At 67.0% G+C, this 21,255-nt stretch carries 14 protein-coding genes and 1 pseudogene; 10 read left to right on the top strand and 5 right to left on the bottom strand.

Annotation, left to right across the window (positions count from 1 at the left end; translation table 11 throughout):
* Nucleotides 1–54: 54 nt before the first annotated feature.
* Together AC3IRM_RS10120 and AC3IRM_RS10115 are read left to right on the top strand one after the other, a co-directional pair.
* Nucleotides 55–1,143 (top strand): ferredoxin reductase, encoded by a 1,089-nt coding sequence (locus AC3IRM_RS10120; protein WP_489203043.1) that lies wholly within the window; start codon nucleotides 55–57, stop codon nucleotides 1,141–1,143.
* Nucleotides 1,144–1,187: 44 nt separating this feature from the next.
* Nucleotides 1,188–2,321, top strand: a complete 1,134-nt coding sequence (locus AC3IRM_RS10115; RefSeq protein ID WP_489203042.1) for a fatty acid desaturase family protein — start codon at nucleotides 1,188–1,190, stop codon at nucleotides 2,319–2,321.
* A 92-nt stretch (nucleotides 2,322–2,413) separates the two neighbouring features.
* On the opposite strand, the gene AC3IRM_RS10110 is transcribed toward AC3IRM_RS10115, so the two are convergent.
* The 5 genes and pseudogenes from AC3IRM_RS10110 to AC3IRM_RS10090 all read right to left on the bottom strand — a co-directional run bounded on the left by AC3IRM_RS10110 (nucleotide 2,414) and on the right by AC3IRM_RS10090 (nucleotide 7,662).
* Nucleotides 2,414–3,526, bottom strand: coding sequence for an NAD(P)/FAD-dependent oxidoreductase (locus AC3IRM_RS10110; RefSeq protein ID WP_489203041.1), 1,113 nt, complete (start codon nucleotides 3,524–3,526; stop codon nucleotides 2,414–2,416).
* 88 nt (nucleotides 3,527–3,614) lie between these two features.
* Complete coding sequence (locus AC3IRM_RS10105; protein WP_489203040.1) at nucleotides 3,615–4,064, bottom strand: PaaI family thioesterase; 450 nt, start codon at nucleotides 4,062–4,064, stop codon at nucleotides 3,615–3,617.
* A 124-nt stretch (nucleotides 4,065–4,188) separates the two neighbouring features.
* Nucleotides 4,189–5,853 (bottom strand): pseudouridine synthase, encoded by a 1,665-nt coding sequence (locus tag AC3IRM_RS10100; protein WP_489203039.1) that lies wholly within the window; start codon nucleotides 5,851–5,853, stop codon nucleotides 4,189–4,191.
* An 8-nt stretch (nucleotides 5,854–5,861) separates the two neighbouring features.
* A pseudogene (gene scpB / locus AC3IRM_RS10095) lies at nucleotides 5,862–6,728 on the bottom strand (SMC-Scp complex subunit ScpB); the annotation flags it as partial.
* Nucleotides 6,729–6,756: 28 nt separating this feature from the next.
* Nucleotides 6,757–7,662, bottom strand: coding sequence for a segregation and condensation protein A (locus AC3IRM_RS10090; protein WP_489203038.1), 906 nt, complete (start codon nucleotides 7,660–7,662; stop codon nucleotides 6,757–6,759).
* A 390-nt stretch (nucleotides 7,663–8,052) separates the two neighbouring features.
* Between AC3IRM_RS10090 and AC3IRM_RS10085 the strand changes: the two genes are divergently transcribed.
* From AC3IRM_RS10085 to AC3IRM_RS10050, 8 genes are all read left to right on the top strand, one after another.
* A complete protein-coding gene (locus AC3IRM_RS10085; protein WP_489205900.1) occupies nucleotides 8,053–8,352 on the top strand; it encodes a YciI family protein in 300 nt (99 codons plus the stop codon).
* Nucleotides 8,353–8,495: 143 nt separating this feature from the next.
* Nucleotides 8,496–9,536, top strand: a complete 1,041-nt coding sequence (locus AC3IRM_RS10080; RefSeq protein ID WP_489203037.1) for a LacI family DNA-binding transcriptional regulator — start codon at nucleotides 8,496–8,498, stop codon at nucleotides 9,534–9,536.
* 213 nt (nucleotides 9,537–9,749) lie between these two features.
* A complete protein-coding gene (locus AC3IRM_RS10075) occupies nucleotides 9,750–12,785 on the top strand; it encodes a TonB-dependent receptor (protein WP_489203036.1) in 3,036 nt (1,011 codons plus the stop codon).
* 87 nt (nucleotides 12,786–12,872) lie between these two features.
* A complete protein-coding gene (locus AC3IRM_RS10070; RefSeq protein WP_489203035.1) occupies nucleotides 12,873–14,540 on the top strand; it encodes a glucoamylase family protein in 1,668 nt (555 codons plus the stop codon).
* A gap of 40 nt (nucleotides 14,541–14,580) precedes the next feature.
* Nucleotides 14,581–15,915, top strand: coding sequence for a sugar ABC transporter substrate-binding protein (locus AC3IRM_RS10065; protein WP_489205899.1), 1,335 nt, complete (start codon nucleotides 14,581–14,583; stop codon nucleotides 15,913–15,915).
* Nucleotides 15,905–16,783: a carbohydrate ABC transporter permease gene (locus AC3IRM_RS10060; protein ID WP_489203034.1), complete on the top strand. Its 879-nt coding sequence runs from the start codon at nucleotides 15,905–15,907 to the stop codon at nucleotides 16,781–16,783. The genes AC3IRM_RS10065 and AC3IRM_RS10060 overlap by 11 nt, the downstream gene beginning before the upstream one ends.
* Nucleotides 16,780–17,631 carry a carbohydrate ABC transporter permease gene (locus AC3IRM_RS10055; protein ID WP_489203033.1) on the top strand — a complete coding sequence of 284 codons (852 nt, stop codon included), beginning with the start codon at nucleotides 16,780–16,782 and terminating at the stop codon, nucleotides 17,629–17,631. The genes AC3IRM_RS10060 and AC3IRM_RS10055 overlap by 4 nt, the downstream gene beginning before the upstream one ends.
* A gap of 302 nt (nucleotides 17,632–17,933) precedes the next feature.
* Nucleotides 17,934–21,191 (top strand): discoidin domain-containing protein, encoded by a 3,258-nt coding sequence (locus AC3IRM_RS10050; protein WP_489203032.1) that lies wholly within the window; start codon nucleotides 17,934–17,936, stop codon nucleotides 21,189–21,191.
* Nucleotides 21,192–21,255 lie beyond the last annotated feature (64 nt).

The following is a 21,255-nucleotide window of genomic DNA, read 5'->3' as shown; positions in this document are numbered from 1 at the left end:
ATACACGGCTGTGCGGATAGGTGTACAGTCGTTCCCATGTCGACAGTCCACCCCATGAAGCCGTCCCGCCGCAGCCGCCTGCGCAGGCTCGCCACGCCGTTCGTCGTGCCGCCCGTGTTCGATTTCTGGGCGCAGCGCCTGCATCCGACCTGGAGCTGGGAGCGTCCGCTGGCCCGCGTGGTGGCACACGCGCCGGCCGCAGCGAATGCGGTCACGCTGACGCTGAAGCCCAACCGCCACTGGGCGGGCGCGCAGGCGGGTCAGCACGTGAATCTGACCGCCGATATCGAGGGCGTGCGGATCACGCGCAGCTACAGCCTCGATGCGCCGGTCGCGGCCGACGGCCGCATCACGGTGACGGTCAAGGGCGTGGACGAGGGCCGCATGAGCCGCCATCTGCTGGCGTCCGCGCGCCGCGGTGACGTGTTCGACATCGGTCCGGCGTTCGGCGATCTGGTGTTGCCGGCCAAGGTCGATGGCGCCTGGCTGTTTCTCGCCGCCGGCAGTGGTGTCACGCCGTTGATGGCGCTGGTCCGCCAGCTGGCCGGGCAGGGCATGCCGGTGCCGGTGACGCTGGTCTACTGGGCGCGCACGCGCGCCGAACTGTGTTTCGTCGACGAACTGCGCGCGCTGGCCGCGCGCCATGCCGGTTTCGATGTGCGTTTCGTGCTGACACGCGAGGCCGCGGTGGCGGACGATGAAGCCGCCGGTCGTATCGATGCCGGACTGCTCGACGCGCTGGTGCCCGATCTCGCGACCCGCCAGGTATTCGCCTGCGGCCCCGGCGGGTTCGTGACGACCGCGACCGAGCTCGTCGAAGGCCGCGTCCCCCTGCTGCGTACCGAAGCGTTCACCCCGCCGCCGCGTCCGCAGACCGACGACAGCGGCACGGTCGAAGTGCGTCTCGCGCGCAGCGGCCGCGCCCTGCAACTGCAGCGCGGCGTACCGCTGCTGCAGGCCCTGGAAGCCGAAGGTCTGAAGCCGAAGTACGGGTGCCGCATGGGCATCTGCAACACCTGCGCCTGCGGCAAGGCGTCCGGCGCCACGCGCGATCTGCGCACCGGCGCTGCCAACACCGAGGCGACGGCCGCGCTGAAGCTGTGCATCAGCAGCGCCGTGTCGGACCTCGTGCTCGATCTTTGAACCACACCGTTTCGAAACACCCCGCTTCCAGTACCGGAGCCGTCATGTCCAAGCTCACTGCCACGCGCCGCCTCTCCTTGCAGGAACTCGATGCCTTCGGCGCCGAGCTCGATGCGTTGCACACGCGCACGATGGCGCAGGTCGGCAAAGTCGACGCTGCCTATATCCGCCGTGTCGTGCGCTGGGTCCGCTACTGCGCGGTGCTCGGCCGCGGCCTGCTGTTCGTCGGTGCGATCGGCGGCGCGTTCGTGCCGTGGCTGCTGTGGCCGGCTTGTATCGCCGGCGTGGTGTTCCTGGCGCTGGCCAAGATCCTCGAGAACATGGAAGTCGGCCACAACGTCATGCACGGCCAGTACGACTGGATGCACGATCCCGAACTCGACAGCAACAAGTACGAGTGGGACATCGTCGCGACCGGCGACAACTGGCGCCATTCGCATAATTTCCGCCACCACACCTACACCAACGTCCGCGGCATGGACGACGACATCGGCTACGGCCTGCTGCGCATCTTTCCCGAGCAGCGCTGGCGCCCGTTCTATCTGATGCAGCCGGTGATCGCGGTGGTGTTCGCGCTGTACTTCCAGTGGGGCGTGGCGATCCAGGAGCTCAAGCTCGGCCGTTTCTTCGCCGGCAAAATGCCCAAGGGCAAGCTGGCGCGCGATTTCGCGCCGGTCGGCCGCAAGATGGGGCGCCTGATGCTGCGGGACTATGTGATCTTCCCGTTGCTGGCCGGTCCCTTCTTCCTGCCGGTGCTGCTGGGTAATCTGGCCGCCAACGGAATCCGCAACGTGTGGACCTATGTGGTGATCTTCTGTGGCCACTTCACCGCCGATGTCGAGACCTTCCCGAAGGACAGCATCCGCAACGAGTCGCGCGGCCACTGGTACATGCGTCAGCTGCGCGGTTCGTCGAACATCGGCGGCGGCAAGGTCATGAACCTGCTGACCGGCAACCTGAGCCACCAGATCGAGCATCACTTCTTCCCCGACGTGCCGGCGCATCGCTACGCCGCGCTCTCGGTCGAAGTGCGCGAGATCTGCAAGCGCTACGGCCAGCCGTACAACACGGGTTCGCTGCCGCGCCAGTTCGGCGAAGTGACCTGGCGCATCCTGCGCCACGCGTTCCCGAGCCGCCCGCGCCGTCGGGCGCCGTCGGGCGAGTTGCAGGCCGCCTGATCCATCGCCGCAGCGCGCGATCACAGCGCGCCTTGCCCTCGAAACGCGTCCGCTCTGGCGGGCGCGTTTTCGTATGTGCATCTCCGGCGACATCAGACCGATGTGCGCCGTCGACCGCGACGATGGAAATACACCTGTTCGGCCGCGCGACGCAGCAGCGGCGAATGCAGGAGCAGGTTCACCGGCCAGTCAATCTGCAGATGATCGAAGGCCCAGCGCAGGCAGCGCTTCACGCGGAAGCGCGGCGCTGCGCACTCGGCCATCTGTTCCGGCGCGATCGCGGCGCCGATCCGGTGCTGCGCGATCGCAAGGCCGATCGCCTCGCCATGCGCCCAGGCCGAGTGGATGCCACCCGCGGTCAGTGGCGAGACGATGCCGGCCGCATCGCCGGTGAGGATCACGCCCGGCGCGGCGAGGCGCTGGACCGGACCGCCGCAGGGAATCAGGCCCGCGCGCGTGGCATCGGGCTGCAGTGTCGACGGCAACCCGAGGCGTTCGCCGATGCGTGCGCGCAAGCCAGCGATATCCGGCACGCCGTGGCGATCCGGGCGGTGCCGGAATGCGAGTCCCAGCTGCACGCCCGTCGGCGACTGCGCCGCCCAGCCGATGTAGCCGGGCGCGAGCGTGCGGCTGATGAAGCAGTGCAGGGCATCGGGCTCGGCCAATGCCGCGCCGTGGAACTCATGCTCGACGCCATACAGAAACGCGTCGACCAGACCGAGACCGGCGCGCTGCGCCACGCGTGATTTCGCCCCGTCGGCGCCGACCAGCCAGCGCGCGCTGCCGAGCCCTGCGATCTGCCAGCCGGTGCCTTCGCGGCGCGCATCGGTGAACGACTGCATCAGTCGCAGGTCGACGCCGGCCTCGCGCATCTCGTCGGCCAGCCAACGCAACACGTTCGGCGTATCGGTGGTCAGGAACGCGTAGTCGTCTGCCTGCAATTGCAGGCTGTCCAGACTCGGCGCATACAGCTGGACGCGCGGCACCTTGCGATACAGCGCCGGCGGCATGCGACCGAGCCGCGTCTGCGAGAACGCCTCGGCGACGATGATGCCGGTCGTGTGCAGGCGGATGCCGGGATCGTGCTTGCGCTCGAGCACACACACCCGCAGTCCTGCCTCGCGCGCGGCGAGCGCGCATGCCGCGCCGGCGAAGCTCGCGCCCACCACCACGAGGTCCCAATCGAATCGTGCGTAATCGTCCAAACCTGGTGCCTCCATCCGCGAGCGAGGCGCCAGTGTCGGCCGCACGGATGGAGTACCGATGGCGCCGCGGTGAAGCGGGTATGAAGTCTCAGGCGCTGCGCGGCGGCAGGATCTGCTGCGTGGCCTGACACAGCACGAACACCTTGCCGTCTTCGCTGCGCGCTTCCGCCGCGAGGTGCAGCACATTGCGCGTGCGCGCGACCAGACGCGCTTCGCAGATGATGTGTGGCGTGTCCGGCGCGACCGGCCGCAGGTATTGCGTGTTGAGCGTTGCGGTGACGCTGGGCGGTGCGATCAGATACGAGAACGGCCCGAGCGTGTTGTCGAGCGCGGCGACGATGAAGCCGCCCTGCATGTTGCCCATCGGATTGCGGTAGCGCGCCAGCACCGGAAAGCGCAGCGACATGCGCACGCCGTCTTCGTATTCGAGGAACGCGCCCTGCATGTCGAGCAGGCATGGCGGCGGCAGCATGGCGTGCATCGCCGCCGGCGCGTTCGCGCGGATCAGATCGTTGATGGCGTCGCCGGTGGTGACCATGGGCACTCCTGGATGGAGCAAAGAGTGTAGAAGCGCGCAAGCGCGCTCCACAGAGGTCCATGCATCTACAAACGCACACGGGGCCCGAAGGCCCCGTGTGTCGACACAGTTCCAGTGCGTGCGATCAGCGACCGCCGCCACCGCCGCTGCGCGGGCCACGGTTGCCGCCGCCCGGCGGACGTCCGCCCGGACCACGGTTGCCGCCGCCGGGACCACCGGGGCCACGCGCGCCGGGGCCACCCGGACCCTTCGGGCCGCGATTGCCACCGCCCGGACGCGGACCGCGGGGACCGGCATTGGGATTGAAGCTGCCCGGATTGGCGTGGTCGGACGGAAAGCTCGGCGCGCTGTCGGGATGGCCGTAAGGCGCACGCGGGCGACCCGGACCACCACCGCCACCGGCAGGACGTGACGCCCACGGCGTCTGTCCGCCGCCACCGCCACCGCCCGGACCACGCGGACCACCGCCGCCTGCACCGCGCGGACCCTGACCGCCGCCGCCCGGACCACCCGGACCGCGCTTCTTCGCGCCGCCGGGACCGCCTGCGCCGCCGTAGGGCTTCTTGGGGCCGCGGCCGTCCGCATTGCGATGCCCGGTGGGGCCGGTCTCCACGCCGTCGGGCACGTACCAGCTGCGGAACGCAGCAGGATTGCCTTCGGGCAGGGCGCGCGAGCCCTTGTCGGCGCGCTGCTTGAACGGCTTCTGCGACTGCTTGGCCGCGGCGTCGCCGCTGACCGTCAGGCCGCCGTGCGGCTTGCGCGGGCCGCCGCGGCCACGGCCGCGATCTTCGCGGACGTTGTCGAAACGACGCAGCTCGCGTCCTTCATCGGCGCCGCTGTTCTGGCCGTTGACGTAGGCCTTGCCCGCGCCCTTGCCCAGATGCACGGTCGCCTTCGTGGCCTTGCGCTGGCCGATGACCGGCTGCAGCGTCAACGCCGGCGGCGGGCCTTCCTCGAGCTTGAGCTCCTTGCGCAGGGCTTCGACCTGCGTCTCGGGCAGCTCCTGCGACTGGCCGCGCAGCAGCGGCTGCGGCAGCGTCACCTGGCCGTAGCGCACGCGCTTGAGGCGGCTGACCTGGCAGCCCTGCGATTCCCACAGGCGGCGCACTTCGCGGTTGCGGCCTTCCTTGAGCAGCACCTGGAACCAGTCGTGCGAATCGGTACCGCCGATGCGTTCGATCTCGTCGAACTTGGCCGGGCCGTCTTCCAGCGCGACGCCGCGCTTGAGGCGGTCGACGAGCTTGTCCGACACCGTTTCCTCGCCCTCGGGCGCGCGTACGCGGCACACATACTCGCGTTCGACTTCATACGACGGATGCATCATCGCATTCGCGAGTTCGCCGTCGGTGGTCAGCAGCAGCAAGCCGGTGGTGTTGATGTCGAGGCGGCCGACCGCGATCCAGCGCGCACCCTTGAGCGCGGGCAGGGCCTCGAAGATCGTCGGGCGACCTTCGGGATCTTCGCGTGTGGTGACTTCGCCTTCGGGCTTGTTGTAGATCAGCACGCGCGCCGGTTCGGTCAGCGCACTGGCGACGAACACCTTGCCGTCGAGCTCGATGCGGTCGCTGCCCTTGATCGACATGCCGGTCTGGGCGACTTCACCGTTGACCTTGACCAGACCGTCGGCGATGCGCTGCTCGAGCGCGCGGCGCGAGCCGAGGCCGGCCTGGGCCAGCACCTTGTGCAGGCGTTCCTCGAGCCTGGGCGCGGCATCCGCGGCCGGAGCTTCGCCGCGCTTGAGCGACAGCGGGGAACGGGCGGGTTTGTCGGAATTGCGTTGTTGCGTCATGAATGGCTCCGGTCGCTGTCGCCGTCTACGGCGAGGGCGTCTTGTGCGTTGGGTGTTGCGGTGTCGTCGTCGGACGGGATGTCCGACGGGGTCTGGGTGGCGTCTTCGGATGCGTCGCCGGCGGTCTCGCCGTCGTCGTCTCCGGGTACTGCTTCGGCGTCCTGCACATCGCGCGGAACGTCGTCGTCGGTGATCTGGCTGCCGTCGTCGGTGTCGTCGGTGTCGTCGGGATCGACATCGGCATCATCCGCCGCGTCGTTCGCCGCGGCATCATCTGCCGACGCGAGACCGCCCACCGTGCGGTCGGCGACCTCGGTGCCGGCGAAGCGCAACTGCGGATCCAGCTCGGCGAAATCCTTGAGTTCGGACAGCGGCGGCAGGTCGTCGAGACGCCGCAGGCCGAAGTAATCGAGAAAGCCCTTGGTGGTGCCGAGCAACTCCGGACGCCCGGGCATGTCGCGGTGGCCGACGACGCGGATCCATTCGCGCTCCTCGAGCGCCTTGATGATGTTGCTGTTGGTCGCCACGCCACGCACCTGCTCGATCTCGCCGCGGGTGATCGGCTGGCGATAGGCGATCAGCGCCAGGGTCTCCAGCGTGGCGCGCGTGTACTTGGTCTGGCGTTCGGTCCACAGCCGGGACACCCAGCCGTGCACGTCGCCGCGCACCTGGTAGCGCCAGCCCGAGGCCAGCTCCACCAGTTCCACACCGCGCTCGGCGCACGCGGCCTGCAGGTCGACGAGCGCCTGCTTGAGGCTGCCCTCGGGTGCGGGCTCGTCGAGCGTGAACAGCGTTTCGAGCTGCGCCACGGTCAGCGGCTGCGAGGAGGCGAGCAGGGCGGCCTCGACGATGCGGTTGATGAAGGTCTGGTCCATCGGGATTGTCTGGAGATCCGGTCGGTGGTCAGGACTGGGCGGGTTCGGGAACGTCATCGTCGAACTCGCTGGAGAAGGTGGTCGGGGGCGCGGCGCCGTCGGCATCGGCTAACGACTTGATGTAGATCGGCGCCAGCGGCGCCTCCTGCACGATGTCGAGCAGGCGTTCCTTGGTGAGCTCGAGGATCGACAGGAACGTCACCACGACGCCCAGCCGGCCTTCCTCGGGTTCGAACAGCGACTCGAAGCGGTGGAAATGACCGCCGGTAAGGCGGGTCAGCACTTCGCCCATGCGCTGGCGCACGCTCAATGCATCGCGACGGATCGCATGGCCGGTGAACAGCTCGGCGCGCTTGAGCACATCGTGCAGCGCCAGCAGCATCTCGCGCAGATCGACCGGCGGCGGATCGCGGTTGATCGTGCGCTCGGGCAGCGTGGCCTGCGCCGGCGCGGTGTCGCGATCCTGGCGCGGCAGGCGGTCGATGTCTTCGGCCGCCTGCTTGAAACGTTCGTACTCCTGCAGCCGTCTCACCAGCTCGGCGCGCGGATCGCCTTCGTCGAGTTCGTCGACCGGCGGCCGCGGCAGCAGCATCCGCGATTTGATCTCGGCCAGGATCGCGGCCATCACCAGATATTCGGCGGCGAGTTCGAACCGCAGTTCCTGCATCACGCCGATGTAGGCGACGTACTGCTTGGTGATGTCGGCGACGGGGATGTCGAGGATGTCGAGGTTCTGGCGGCGGATGAGGTAGAGCAGCAGGTCGAGCGGGCCCTCGAACGCATCGAGGATGACTTCCAGCGCGTCCGGCGGGATGTACAGATCCTGCGGGATCTGCAGCACCGGCTGACCATGCACCAGCGCCAGCGGGAATTCCTGCTGCTGCGGCTGGGCGGCAATGGCGGACGCCTTGGCGTCGGATGCAGGCTGTGTCATTCGATAGGCAACAGCGGCGTGGCGCTCGGGCGCGGAGAATGGATCACGGGCAGTGGATCGCTGGCAGGGCGGGGCGACGGCTCGGCGGGCCGCGGGAAGCGGATCCGGTCGGTTGCGCGGCTCGGGCCGGCGCGGGGACAACGGTGCTGCGTAACATCTTCGTCTGGGTCGGTCGTCGCCAAGCGCGAAGCGCGTCTGCATGCGGGGCAGGCGCGTGGATCGGAAGGGCGTTGGACCGGGCCGGTGGGGCGACCGCGTGCGGCAGCGTCTGGAGACGTGACGGGCGGCGAACTGGCCGGATGCTGGTGCACAGAGTACGCGGTGCCTGCGGGAGCTGTCCAGCGGGTGCGCTCGCTACACTGCGCGCCTCACGAACGGACGGGGATGCCCATGTGGTACGCGATCGAAGGCTATGACGGCGAAGACGTGCTCGCGCGCCGCGCGCAAGCGCGACCGGCGCATCTCGCGCGGCTGCTCGCATTGCGTGATGCGGGACGGCTGCTGCTGGCCGGGCCGTGTCCTGCGATCGACGCCGAGGACCCGGGCCCGGCGGGCTTCAGCGGCAGCATCGTCATCGCCGAATTCGATTCGCTGGCCGACGCGCGCGCCTGGGCGGATGCCGATCCGTATGTGGATGCAGGCGTGTACGTGCGGGTGGACGTCCGTCCGTTCCGTCAGGTGCTGCCGTGAGCGCGATCGCACGATCGGCGGAATAGGCCGCAGATCGCTGCAGATATAGTGCAGTGCAGCATCGATTGGTTGTTACATCCGGTTTACATGACGCTGTGGAAACGCTTACAGTCCGGCCCATCGCGGAAGCGGGAGGATGCGGTTTGAGCGTGACGATCAAGGATGTGGCCAAGGCGGCCGGGGTGTCGGTCGCGACCGTATCGCGCGCGCTCAACGGCCACCAGAACGTCGCCGAGGCGGTGCGCGAGCGCGTGTTCGCCGTCGCTGCCGAACTCCGCTACAGCCCGCACCACGCCGCGCGCAGTCTCAGCAGCCGGCGCACCCAGACCGTCGGCGTCGTGTTGCCTGACCTGCATGGCGAATTCTTCTCCGAACTGATGCGCGGCATCGACCAGGTGGCGCGTACGCGCGGCCAGCATCTGCTGGTCTCCAGCTATCACGGCAACCCGGAAGAGCAGGGCGCTGCACTGCGCGCGATGCGCGGACGCGTCGACGGCCTGCTGCTGATGTCGCCCTACGTGCACGATGTCGATTTCCTCGAACGCAACGTCGACGCCAGCCTGCCGATGGTGCTGATCAACGCCGCGCAGGGTCGGCCGCAGCTTTCGGTGGGTATCGACAATTACGGTGGCGCGCGGGCGATGGTCACGCATCTTATCGACGCGGGGTACAAGCGCATCGCCTTCATCGACGGCCCCGAAGACAACGACGACGCACGCGAACGCAAACGCGGTTATCGCGATGCACTGGCTGCCGCGGGCGACGCTTTCACCCCGTGGGAATTGCCGGGCCAGTTCGACGAGGACTCCGGCCATCGCGCAGGGCAGGCGTTGCTTGCACTCGAGACGCGTCCCGACGCGGTGTTCGCGGCCAACGACATGATGGCGATCGGCTGTCTGTATGCACTCGGTCGCGGCGGTGTGCGCACGCCGGCGGAGATCGCAGTTGTAGGCTTCGACGATATCCCGCTTGCACGCTATGTTCACCCATCGCTAACGACGATGCGCGTCGACATCGCTGAACTGGGCGCGCGCGCGTTGAAGGCATTGCTGGAGATCGACTCGGCAACGGCCGAAAGCAAGGGGGCGAATGTGGCCTTGCTGGCGCCCGTACTCGTGATCCGTGATTCGAGTGGCAAGGCCGCATCACCATCGTCCAGTGGAGAGCCGTCGACCCGGTCATGACCGGTCGACGTCAGCGCCTTGGGAGGGGTCGCATGACATCAAGTCCGATACCGATCGATCATCGTGTGTGCAGGGGCACACGGGTGACGTCGCGCGTGGGCGAGCGTGTCTTCGGTCTTTCCGACGGACGTTCGAGGTGACACCGCCGCGTTGCGGCACACGGGACGGCAGATCCGCCGTTCGAACCAATATCCCCTGATAGAGACCGACGACATGACACACACCGACACCCGGCCGCGCGCCTTCTCGCGTTCACTTCTCAGTCTCGCGCTGGGCGGCTGCCTGGCGATGGCGGCGCCCGCGCTGATGGCGCAGTCGACGTCCGCCACCATCCGCGGCCAGGTGATGGTGGACTCCACGCCCGCGACCGATGCGCGCATCACGGCCGTGAACACGGCCACCGGTCTGAGCCGCAGCGTGGGCGTGACCGCGAACGGCAACTACAACCTCGCGGGTCTGACGCCGGGCACGTATCGACTGCAGGTCGAAGCGAACGGGCAAAGCACGTCGCAGACGGTGACCGTCGCGATCGGCCAGACCGCCACGCTCAACCTGGGTGTAGGCGGTGTCGCCGAAGCTGCGCCGGCAGGAGAAGCCACGGATCTGGATGCGGTGACGGTCACCGCCGACGTACTGGTGGAAACCAAGACGTCTGAAATCGCGACCTACGTATCGCAGAAGCAGATCGAATCCCTGCCGCAGAACTCGCGCAACTTCCTTGCCTTCGCCGACACCGTGCCGGGCATGCAGTTCGTCAACTCGCCCAACGGCACCGAGTCGCAGCTGCGCAGCGGTGCGCAGGGATCGAGCAACATCAATGTCTTCATCGATGGTGTCGGCCAGAAGAACTACGTGACGCCAGGTGGCATCACCGGTCAGGACGACAGCCGCGGCAACCCGTTCCCGCAGTCGGCGATCGGCGAGTACAAGGTCATCACCTCGAACTACAAGGCCGAGTACGACCAGATCAGCAGCGCGGCCGTGACTGCGGTGACCAAGTCGGGCACCAATGACTTCAGTGGCAGCTTCTTCTGGGACCGCACTGCGGACGAATGGAGCGCAAGGACGCCGCGCGAGATCCAGGATGGTGTGCAGCAGAAGCAGGTGACCGAGCAGTACGGCGTGACCTTCGGCGGTCCGATCATCCAGGATCGCCTGCACTTTTTCTTTGCCTACGACGCCAAAGACTTTGTGGTGCCGAAGGACACGCGGCCGCCGACGGTGTTCGACCCGTCGTTGCTCCCGGCCGATCTCGCCAGCCTCTACGGCGGATACAGCGTGCCGTTCAACCAGGATCTCTATTTCGGCAAGCTCAGCCTGCAGCTCGCGGAAGCCCATCTGATCGAACTGTCGCTGCGCTACCGGGATGAGGATTCCATCAGTCCCGGCAACGACATCAGCACGCCGTCGTTCGCGACCAACTTCACCAATGACGAGACGCGCGCAGACCTGCGCTACCAGTTCAGCAGCACGAACTGGTTGAACGATGCCCACATCACGTTCGAAGAGGCCGCCTACAACCCGGTGCCCGTGACGGCGGCACCCGGCCTGCGTTACACGATCATCGATCCCAACAATCCGGCCGTGCTCGATCTGGGCGTGCTCAACATTGGCGGCGGCCCGACCTTCCAGGACAAGGGCCAGCGCGGCGTCGGCTTTCAGAATGACCTGACGTTCTTCGGATGGGAGGGGCACACCATCAAGATGGGTGTGAAGTACAAGCAGGTGGACCTCAACGCCTTCCAGCAGAACCCGCCGTTCCCGCAGTACTTCTACGACGTCAATGAAGGTCTGACGCAGCCCTACCGCATCACGTTCTCCGCACCGCTCGAGGGCCGCAATCCGAATGTGGAATCGAGCAACAAGCAGTTCGGCATCTACATCCAGGACGACTGGGAAGCCACTGACCGCCTGACGCTCAATCTCGGCCTGCGCTGGGACTACGAGGACAATCCCAGTTACACGGACAATGTGCTGGACCCGGGTATCGCGGCGGCAATCCGCGGCTGGAGCAATCTCGACAATGCCGATTACAACCGCGAGGATTTCATCAGCACCGGCCAGAACCGCAAGAACCGGAAAAACGCATGGCAGCCGCGCCTCGGCTTCTCCTACGACCTGAGTGGCGATGAAACCCACGTGCTCTTCGGTGGTGCCGGCCGGGCATACGATCGCAACATCTTCGACCAGATGGCGCGCGAGTACTACGGTGGTGCGTTCACGGGCTACGAGATCCGGTTCGACACGCCCCTGCACCCCTGTGATTCGGCGACCGCGTCGAACTGTGTGCCCTTCGATCCGGCGCTGCTGACCCAGGCGGGGATCGATGCGTACACGGCTGCAAACCCCCGCTCGGGTGGTGAGGTGTACGCGCTGAACAATGATCTGAAGACACCGTACTCCGACCAGTTCAGCCTCGGTATCCGCAGCCAGTGGATGGTGATGGGGCACAACTGGAGCACCTCGGCGACGGTCGCGCATATCCGCAGCCGAGATGGCATCTATTTCCGTCTCGGCAACCGGTACGAGGACGGCAGCTTCCACCGTGTCCCGGGCGCTCCGGATGCGACCTGGGGCGGCGTGCCGTTCAATCAGCCCATTCCCGGTTACGGCAACCTGATCCTTGGTGACAACGGCATCGAGTACAACCTCAACTCGTTGCTGCTTTCGTTCGACAAGCCCTACACCGAAGATTCGGGTTGGGGATTCAACGTCGCGTACACGTTCAGCGATGCCGAAGAGAATCGTTCGGACGCATCGAACGGAGAGTCGTTCTATTTCGACGGCTCGCGCGTGGACCAGCGCTCCTATCGCTCGACCGGTCTGGCCAAGCATCGCCTGGTGCTCTCCGGCATCTACGAGTTGCCGTGGCAGACCACCTTCAGTGCCAAGCTGATCGTCGCGAGTCCGACGCCGCGCAATGCCACCAACTGCATCGCCGACCCGGCACCGGGAAATCCGTACTGCTTCTACGACCCCTATACGCCGGACGGCACGTTCGGTTTCAAGCAGTTCGACTTCTCGCTCGAGCGTCGCTGGGATACCGGCACGGATCTGTCGTTCAAGGTGCGGGCCGACGTGCTCAATGCGTTCAACTGGCGCAACTGGAACCAGTACGACCTGAACCGCGGTGGATGGGGCATCGACGACGCGCAACTCACCGTCAACGAGAACTTTGGTTCGCGTAGCGGCAATGAAATCCTGCTGCCGACGCGGACCTTCAAGCTGTCCTTCGGTATCGACTTTTAAGGTATCCCCCGCTGCCGGTCCCCTTCGGGCGACCGGCAGTTTTATACTGGCCCCTGTAAACGATTTCAGCGCGAGGTTTCCTTCACGATGCAATCCCGTCACCGTGCGTTCCAACTCCTGATCTCCGTCGCGCTCGCCGCGTTGTTCCTGGCCGGCTGCGGCAATCAGGCACCCGCCGAACCGGATGTCCCGCCGCCCAAACCGGGGCCGATCGAGCAGGTGCCGGAGGTGGCTGTGCCGGTGGAGGAAGAGGTGAAGGGGCCACCGGAGCTGCCGCCGCTGTTCGCCGACATCGAACGGCGCACGTTCCAGTACTTCTGGGACACGACCAACGAGGTCAACGGTCTGACGCCCGACCGGTTCCCGTCGCGTCCGTTCTCCAGCGTCGCCGCAGTGGGCTACGCGCTGACCGCGTATCCGATCGGGATCGAGCGCGGGTGGGTGAGCCGCACGCAGGCGGTGGATCGCACGCTGACCACCTTGAAGTTCTTCCGGGACGTGAAGATGGGCCCGCAGGCCACCGGGACCGGTGGTCACCAGGGCTTCTTCTATCACTTCATCGACATGCAGGATGGCCACCGCTTCGAGCCGTGGGTGGAACTGTCGAGCGTCGACACCGGCCTGATGATGATGGGCGTGCTGTTCGCGCAGTCGTATTACGACCGCGACGATCCGCGCGAGGCGGAGATCCGCAAGCTCGCCGACCAGCTCTACCGCAATGTGCGCTGGCCGTTCCTGCAGCAGCGCGCGCCGCTGATCTCGATGGGCTGGTATCCCGAGAGCGGCTTCATCGAGCACGACTGGACCGGCTACGACGAGGCGATGCTGGTCTACATCCTCGCGCTGGGTTCGCCGACGCATCCGGTCGGACCGGAAGCGTGGGAAGTGTGGACGCGCACCTACGACAAGTCCTGGGGCGTGTTCCGCGGCCAGGAGTACCTGAGCTTCGCGCCGCACTTCGGTCACCAGTACACGCACGTGTGGGTGGATTTCCGCGGCATCCGTGACGATTACATGCGTCGCCGCGGCATCGATTACTTCGAGAACAGCCGTCGCGCGACATACGCACAACGCCAGTACGCGATCGACAATCCGATGGGCTGGAAGGAGTACGGCGAGAACGTCTGGGGTCTGACCGCCAGCGACGGACCGCAGCGTACCGACCAGGACTTCAACGGCGAGCAGCGCGAGTTCCGTCACTACAGCGCCCGTGGCGCAGGCCTCGATGTCGCGTTCGACGACGGCACCATCGCCCCGACCGCCGCCGTCGCGTCGATCGCGTTCGCGCCGGAGATCGTGATTCCGGCGACCGAGGAGATGCATCGTCGCTATGGTGACTATCTGTATTCGAGCTACGGCTTCCTCGACTCGTTCAATCCGAGCTTCACCTACGAGGACGTGCCGCTGAAGACCGGCCGCATCGTGCCGGGCAAGGGCTGGGTGGCCAGCGACTACATCGCCATCGACCAGGGCCCGATCCTGGCGATGATCGCGAACTACCGGAACGACTTCGTCTGGAACGTGATGAAGAAGAACCCCTACATCCGCGCGGGTCTGGAACGCGCGGGCTTCACCGGCGGCTGGCTCGCCGGCGAGGACGAGCCCAAGGATTCCGGCCCGCCGGATACCGAGGCGGCGATGGCGCGTTCGATGGGCATCGCCGAGTCGCGCGCGGCGAACCAGCGTCCTGACCGCGATGGCCGCTCGCCCGCACCGGCGCCGGCACGGGCCTCCGACCCGGTTCCGGCGGAGTAAGGCCTTGCGTGCCTTCCGACGCGATCCTGGCGCCCGCCGTATCCCCGCGGCGGCGCGGCTCGTCTGCCTGTTGCTCGCGCTCGTATTGCTTGCAGGCTGCGCGCGGCGCGACGAGCAGACCGTCGTCCGCTTCTGGGCAATGGGTCGCGAGGCCGAGGTCGTGTCGGAGCTGGTGCGTGAGTTCGAGCGCGAGCATCCGGACATCCGGGTCGAGATCCAGCAGATTCCCTGGACCTCCGCGCACGAGAAGCTGCTGACCGCATTCGCGGCCGATGCTCTGCCCGACATCTGCCAGCTCGGCAACACCTGGGTGCCGGAGTTCGCGGTGCTCGGCGCGCTGGAGCCGTTGCAGTCGCGCGTCGATGCCTCCGATGTCATCGAAGAATCCGATTACTTTCCGGGCATCTGGCACACCAATGTCGTCGACGACACCCTGCTGGGTGTGCCGTGGTACATCGACACGCGCCTGATCTTCTATCGCAAGGACATTCTGGCCGCGGCCGGTGTCGAAACGCTGCCGCGCACGTGGCAGGAGTGGGAGACCGCGATGGCCGCGGTCAAGGCGCATGTCGGCCCGGAGCGCTACGCCGTGATGCTGCCGCTCAACGAGTTCGAGCAACTGCTGTCGTTCGGCCTGCAGCAGCGCGATCCGTTGCTGCGCGACGACGACAGCCGCGGCAACTTCACGAGCCCGGGTTTCACCCGCGCGCTGGGCTTCTATACCAACATGTTCGAGCAGGGCTGGGCGCCGCGGATGTCGGAAACCCAGATCTCCAACGTCTGGGACGAATTCGGCCGCGGCTTCTTCTCGTTCTACGTGTCCGGCCCCTGGAACATCCGCGAGTTCCGCGACCGCATGCCGGCCGAGCTGCAGGACCAGTGGGGCACCGCGCCGCTTCCGGGTCCGGACGGTCCGGGTGCGGGCATCGCGGGTGGCACGTCGCTGGTGATGTTCCGCGACTCGCCGAACAAGGACGCGAGCTGGCAGCTGATGGAATTCCTGTCGCGGCCGGAGATCCAGCAGCGTTTCCACGCGATGATCGGCAACCTGCCGCCGCGTCGCAGCACCTGGGAATTCCCGCAGTTGCGCGAGGACCCGTATGCGCAGGCGTTCCGCGACCAGCTCGAACGCGTCGAGCCCACGCCCAAGGTGCTGGAGTGGGAGCGGATCGTGCAGGAGATGCGCCTGATGAGCGAGCGTGTGGTGCGCGGTGGCATGGCGCAGGACGAGGCGCTGCAGGCGCTCGACGCGCGCGTGGACACGCTGCTCGAGAAACGTCGCTGGGTGCGTGAGCGCGAAGCGCAGGAAGGCGAGCGCGTCGGTGCGAGCGATGGACCGCACGCCACTGACCGGAGTGACGTCCATGCGCGCTAGTACCGCTGGCTGGATCTTCGCCGGGCCGGCCCTGATCGTGCTCGGCATCTTCTTCGGCATTCCGGTCGCGTCGGCGTTGCTGCTGAGCCTGACCGACTTCGACCTCTACGCGCTGTCGGACATGTCGAACCTGCGCTTCGTCGCGCTCGGCAATTATTTCGACCTGCTGCAGACGCCGCTGTTCTGGAAATCGCTCGGCAATACGGCGTACTTCGTCGTCATCGGCGTGCCGCTGTCGATCGGCGTCTCGCTCGGCGCCGCGTTGCTGCTCAACGCCAAGGCTGCGCGCTTCAAGGGTCTGTTCCGCACGGCGTTGTTCGCGCCGGTGGTGACGACGCTGGTCGCGGTCGCGGTGATCTGGCGCTATCTGTTCCACACCAGCTACGGCCTGGTGAACTGGGCACTCGGCCACCTCGGCATCGCGCCGGTCGACTGGCTGGGCGATCCGGCGTGGGCCATGCCGACGATCATCCTGTTCGCGGTGTGGAAGAACTTTGGCTACAACATGGTGATCTTCATCGCCGGCCTCGCCGCGATTCCCGAAGACCTGTACGAGGCCGCGCGTATCGACGGCGCCTCGCGCTGGAAGCAGTTCGTGCACGTCACGCTGCCGATGCTCGGCCCGGTGCTGCTGGTGGTCGCGGTGATCACCGTGTCCGGTTACTTCCAGCTGTTCGCCGAGCCCTATGTGATGACGCGGGGCGACCCGCTGCAGAGCACGGTCAGCGTGCTGTACTTCATGTACGAGGAAGGTTTCATGTGGTGGAACCTCGGCCGCGCATCGGCAGTGGCGTTCATGCTGTTCCTCATCATCCTCGGCGTCACCACATTGCTGCTGCGCTTCGGGCGCAAGCGGGAGCTGGTATGAGCCGGATCGCGGCGTATCACGAAGTCGGCGCAACGCGCTGGTCGGCCTGGGCGGTCAACGGCGCGCTGGTCGCACTGGCGGTCGTCGCGCTTGCGCCGCTGGCCTGGATGCTGTCGGTCTCGTTCATGCCGACCGGCGAAGCCAGCGGTTTTCCGCCACCGCTGTTGCCGTCGGCGATGTCCTTCGACAACTACCACGCGCTGTTCGCACGCGCCGGCATGGGTCGCTACTTCGCCAACAGCCTGATGATCTCGGCCGCGATCACCCTCGGCGCGTTGCTGATCAATACGATGGCCGGCTACGCGTTCGCCAAGCTGCGCTTCAAGGGCCGTGAGCGGATCTTCCAGATCCTGCTCGCCGCGCTGGTGATCCCCGCCCAGGTGGCGATGCTGCCGCTGTTCCTGATGATGAAGGGCCTGGGCCTGGTCAACAGTTTCGGTGCGGTCGTCATCCCCGGTCTGGCGACGGTGTTCGGCATCTTCCTCGTGCGCCAGTACGCGCGTTCGATTCCCGACGAACTGCTCGAAGCTGCGCGCATCGACGGCGCCGGCGAGATGCGGATCTTCTTCCAGATCGTGCTGCCGATGCTCAAGCCGGTCCTGGTGACGCTGACCATCTTCACCTTCATGGCCGCGTGGAACGACTTCATGTGGCCGCTCATCGTGCTGACCGACCAGAGCAACTACACGCTGCCGGTCGCGCTGGCCGCGTTGTCGCGCGAGCACATCCAGGATGTCGAGATGATGATGGCCGGCGCCGTTGTCACCGTGATTCCGGTGCTGCTGCTGTTCCTCGCGTTGCAGCGCTACTACATCCAGGGCCTGCTGCTCGGCAGCGTGAAAGGGTGAGCCGACGCGCTTGCGAACCGATGGTTCGCGCGTCGGCGAACGCCCGGCCAGGGGTGAGGGCGTGGCGCTTGCGAGGCATTGCCTCGCGCCATGTCCGAACGCCTCGCGTGCTACGCGAGGCCGGACCGGCCGGGCAGGGCTTCCCGGAGCCGTTGCTATCGCGCCATGGATGGCAGCGGGAATGTCTCGTGTGACTTGCGTTTCGAGGCAGTCCCAGCACGACAACATCGCCACATCGCGCGAATGCGCAGCAACAGTTCAAACCGCAACACCCGAATCGAACCACGGAGCCACCGCACCGCATGAAGATCCTCGACACCCGCGCCGTTCGCGCGCCTGCCGACACCGACATGACGCTGGCTGACGTCGCCATCGCGTCGTCCGACCGTTCCCGCATCCCACGCGTTGCCGGCATCGCCGCGCTGACCGCCGCGCTCGCGGCCTGCAACGTCTCTCCGTCGCCGACCGGCGACGCCGCCGCGCCTGCAGCGGGCGAGGGCATCCGCATCCTCGACGACTTCGATGATCCATCGACGTGGACCGTCGTGACCTCGAACCAGGTGACCGGCACGCTGCGCCAGGTCGATGTCGACGGCGGCAAGGCGTTGTGTCTGGACTACGACTACAACGGCGTGTCCGGGCATGTCGGCATCCAGCGCGATATCAGGATGGAATATCCGGAGAACTACCGCTTCGCATTCCGCATGCGCGGCGAGTCGCCGGCCAACGATCTGCAGTTCAAGGTCGTCGACGCCAGCGGCGACAACGTGTGGTGGGTCAACCGGCCGAAGTACGACTTCCCGACCGAGTGGACCGACGTCCGTTACCGCAAGCGCCACATCGACAAGGCCTGGGGTCCGGAGCCGGACAAAACGCTGCGCGCGACCGAAAAGCTCGAGTTCACGATCTACAACAACGCCGGCGGCAAGGGCACGGTCTGTTTCGACCAGCTCACGTTCGAGGCCCTGCCGCCCGACGACACTTCGCCGTTGACCGCCAGCGCCGCGTCGACCACGACGCCTGACGGCGTGGACAACGTCGTCGACGGCAACGCGGAGAGTGCGTGGACCACCGCCGCGGCGCCGCAGAACGTGGTGCTCGATCTCGGCTCGGTGCGCGAGTTCGGCGGACTGCGCCTGCAGTGGCAGCCGGGTCGTCACGCCTCGAGCTACGCCGTGTCGCTGTCCGCTGACGGCGAGCAGTGGACCCAGGTGCGCGAGGTGACCGAAGGCAACGGCGACATCGACTGGCTGGCGCTGCCGGAAGCCGAGGCGCGCTACATCGGTCTCGATCTGCGCGAGGGTCCGGCCGTCGGCTTCTCGCTGGCGGAGGTCGCGGTGCAGCCGCTGGGCATGTCCGAACATCCGAACGATGTACTCGAAGCCGTCGCGGCCGACCGGCCCAAGGGCCAGTTCCCGCGCGGTTTCAGTGGCGAACAGGCGTACTGGACGATCCTCGGCATCGACGGCGGCCTGCAGCAGGGCCTGATCGGCGAGGACGGTGCGATCGAAGTCGCCGCTGGCGGGTTTTCGATCGAACCCTTCGTGCGCGTCGGCGACACGCTGGTGACCTGGGCGGACGCGCAGATCGCGCAGACCCTGCAGGACGACTACCTGCCGATCCCGAGCGTCGACTGGACCCACGATGCGCTGCAGCTGCGCGTGACCGGCTTCGCCCGGGGCACGCCGGAGGATTCGCAGCTGGTCGCGCGCTATCGGCTCAGCAATCCCGGCGGCGAGGCGCGCGACTACCAGCTCGCACTCGCAGTGCGACCGATGCAGGTCAATCCGCCGACCCAGTTCCTCAACATCACCGGCGGCGTCAGCCCGCTGCGCCAGCTCGCAGTCACCACCGACGGCGTGCGCGTCGACGGCACGCCGCGCGTGTTCGCGCGTCAGCCGGCGCAGGCCGCGTTCGCGACCACGTTCGACGCCGGCATGGACGTCGAGCACCTGGCGACCGGCACCTGGCCGACGACGACCGAAGTCGAGGATCCGCAGGCGTTCGCGTCCGGCGCGATGGTCTACACGGTGCGTCTGGCGCCGGGCGAGTCGCGCGAATTCGATCTGCTGATTCCGATGACCGGCGACATGACGAATGCGCCGGCGAACTGGAACGCGCAGTCGATGCAGGACGCGGTGGCGGGCGAGTGGCGCGGCAAGCTCGACGAAGTGGGCTTCGACGTGCCGGCCGCCGGCAAGGATCTGGCCGACACGCTGCGCACGTCGCTGGCGCACATGCTGATCTCGCGCATCGGACCGCGTCTGCAGCCGGGCACGCGTTCGTATGCGCGCAGCTGGATCCGCGACGGCGCGATGATCTCAGAAGGCCTGCTGCGCATGGGCCGCCCGGAAGTCGTCAAGGACTACGTGGAGTGGTACGCGCCGTACCAGTTCGACAACGGCAAGGTGCCGTGCTGCGTCGATGACCGCGGCAGCGATCCGGTACCGGAGAACGACAGTCACGGCGAGCTGATCTTCAACATCGCCGAATACTGGCGCTACACCGGCGACGACGCCTTCCTGCAGAAGATGTGGCCGCACGTGCTCGGCGCGTACACCTACATGGAAGAACTGCGTGCCAGCGAGCGCACCGAGGAGAACCGCAAACTCAACGCGGCGTTCTACGGCATGATGCCGGCCTCGATCAGTCACGAAGGCTACTCGGCCAAGCCGATGCATTCGTACTGGGACAACTTCTGGGCGCTGCGCGGCTACAAGGATGCGGTGGAGATCGCCGAAGCGCTGGGCAAGCCGGAAGACGCCAGGCGCATGGCCGCGTCGCGTGACGAATTCCGCGTCGACCTCGACGCCTCGCTGCGCAGCGCTGCCGAGCAGCACGGCATCGACTTCCTGCCGGGCGCTGCCGAGCTCGGCGATTTCGATGCGACTTCGACGACGATCGCGCTCGCACCCGGCGGCGAGCAGGGGCGTCTGCCCGAGCCGCTGCTGACCAACACCTTCGAGCGCTACTGGACCAAGTTCACCGATCGCCGCGACGGCCGCGAGCCGTGGAAGGACTACACGCCCTACGAGTGGCGCAACGTCGCCGCGTTCGTGCGTCTGGGCTGGCGCGAGCGTGCGACCGAGGTGCGCGAGTGGTTCTTCGGCCATCGCGCGCCGCAGCCGTGGAACCAGTGGGGCGAAGTCGTGACGCCGACGCCGCGCACACCGTTCTTCCTCGGCGATCTGCCGCACGCCTGGGTGGGCTCGGATTTCGTGCGCTCCGCGCTGGACATGTTCGCCTACGTGCGCGAAGTCGATGACAGCCTGGTGCTGGCAGCGGGGGTGCCCGCGGACTGGTTGAACGAAGGCGTCGCGCTGCGCGGCATGCGGACGCCGCAGGGCACCGTCGGCTATTCGCTGCGTCGTGACGGCGATGCGTTGCTGCTCGATATTGCGGCCGGCAGCGGTCTGCCGGCGGGCGGTCTGGTGCTGCAGTGGCCGTATGAAAGCGTGCCGGGCGCGACGACGATCGACGGCCAGGCCGCGAAGTGGGACGGCAACGAACTGCGCATCACCCGCGCGGGCGCGAAGGTGCGGATCGCAGGCGCGGGTTGAGACACGACACGTTGCGGGTGCACATAGGCGCACCCGCAGCGGATTGATTCACAGGCGCGGCGCA

The organism is Luteimonas sp. KH_071, from assembly GCF_057838005.1.
The sequence above is the reverse complement of the archived record's forward strand: the minus strand, read 5'-3'. Positions and strand labels throughout refer to the sequence as shown.

What these genes read in the sequence shown, in the direction of transcription:
- AC3IRM_RS10115 (WP_489203042.1), top strand. Translation starts at nt 1,188, where the DNA reads ATGTCCAAGCTCACTGCCACGCGCCGCCTCTCCTTGCAGGAACTCGAT.
- AC3IRM_RS10090 (WP_489203038.1), bottom strand. Translation starts at nt 7,662, where the DNA reads ATGACACAGCCTGCATCCGACGCCAAGGCGTCCGCCATTGCCGCCCAG.
- AC3IRM_RS10100 (WP_489203039.1), bottom strand. Translation starts at nt 5,853, where the DNA reads ATGACGCAACAACGCAATTCCGACAAACCCGCCCGTTCCCCGCTGTCG.
- AC3IRM_RS10105 (WP_489203040.1), bottom strand. Translation starts at nt 4,064, where the DNA reads ATGGTCACCACCGGCGACGCCATCAACGATCTGATCCGCGCGAACGCG.
- AC3IRM_RS10075 (WP_489203036.1), top strand. Translation starts at nt 9,750, where the DNA reads ATGACACACACCGACACCCGGCCGCGCGCCTTCTCGCGTTCACTTCTC.
- AC3IRM_RS10060 (WP_489203034.1), top strand. Translation starts at nt 15,905, where the DNA reads ATGCGCGCTAGTACCGCTGGCTGGATCTTCGCCGGGCCGGCCCTGATC.
- AC3IRM_RS10050 (WP_489203032.1), top strand. Translation starts at nt 17,934, where the DNA reads ATGAAGATCCTCGACACCCGCGCCGTTCGCGCGCCTGCCGACACCGAC.
- AC3IRM_RS10055 (WP_489203033.1), top strand. Translation starts at nt 16,780, where the DNA reads ATGAGCCGGATCGCGGCGTATCACGAAGTCGGCGCAACGCGCTGGTCG.
- AC3IRM_RS10070 (WP_489203035.1), top strand. Translation starts at nt 12,873, where the DNA reads ATGCAATCCCGTCACCGTGCGTTCCAACTCCTGATCTCCGTCGCGCTC.
- AC3IRM_RS10085 (WP_489205900.1), top strand. Translation starts at nt 8,053, where the DNA reads ATGTGGTACGCGATCGAAGGCTATGACGGCGAAGACGTGCTCGCGCGC.
- AC3IRM_RS10120 (WP_489203043.1), top strand. Translation starts at nt 55, where the DNA reads ATGAAGCCGTCCCGCCGCAGCCGCCTGCGCAGGCTCGCCACGCCGTTC.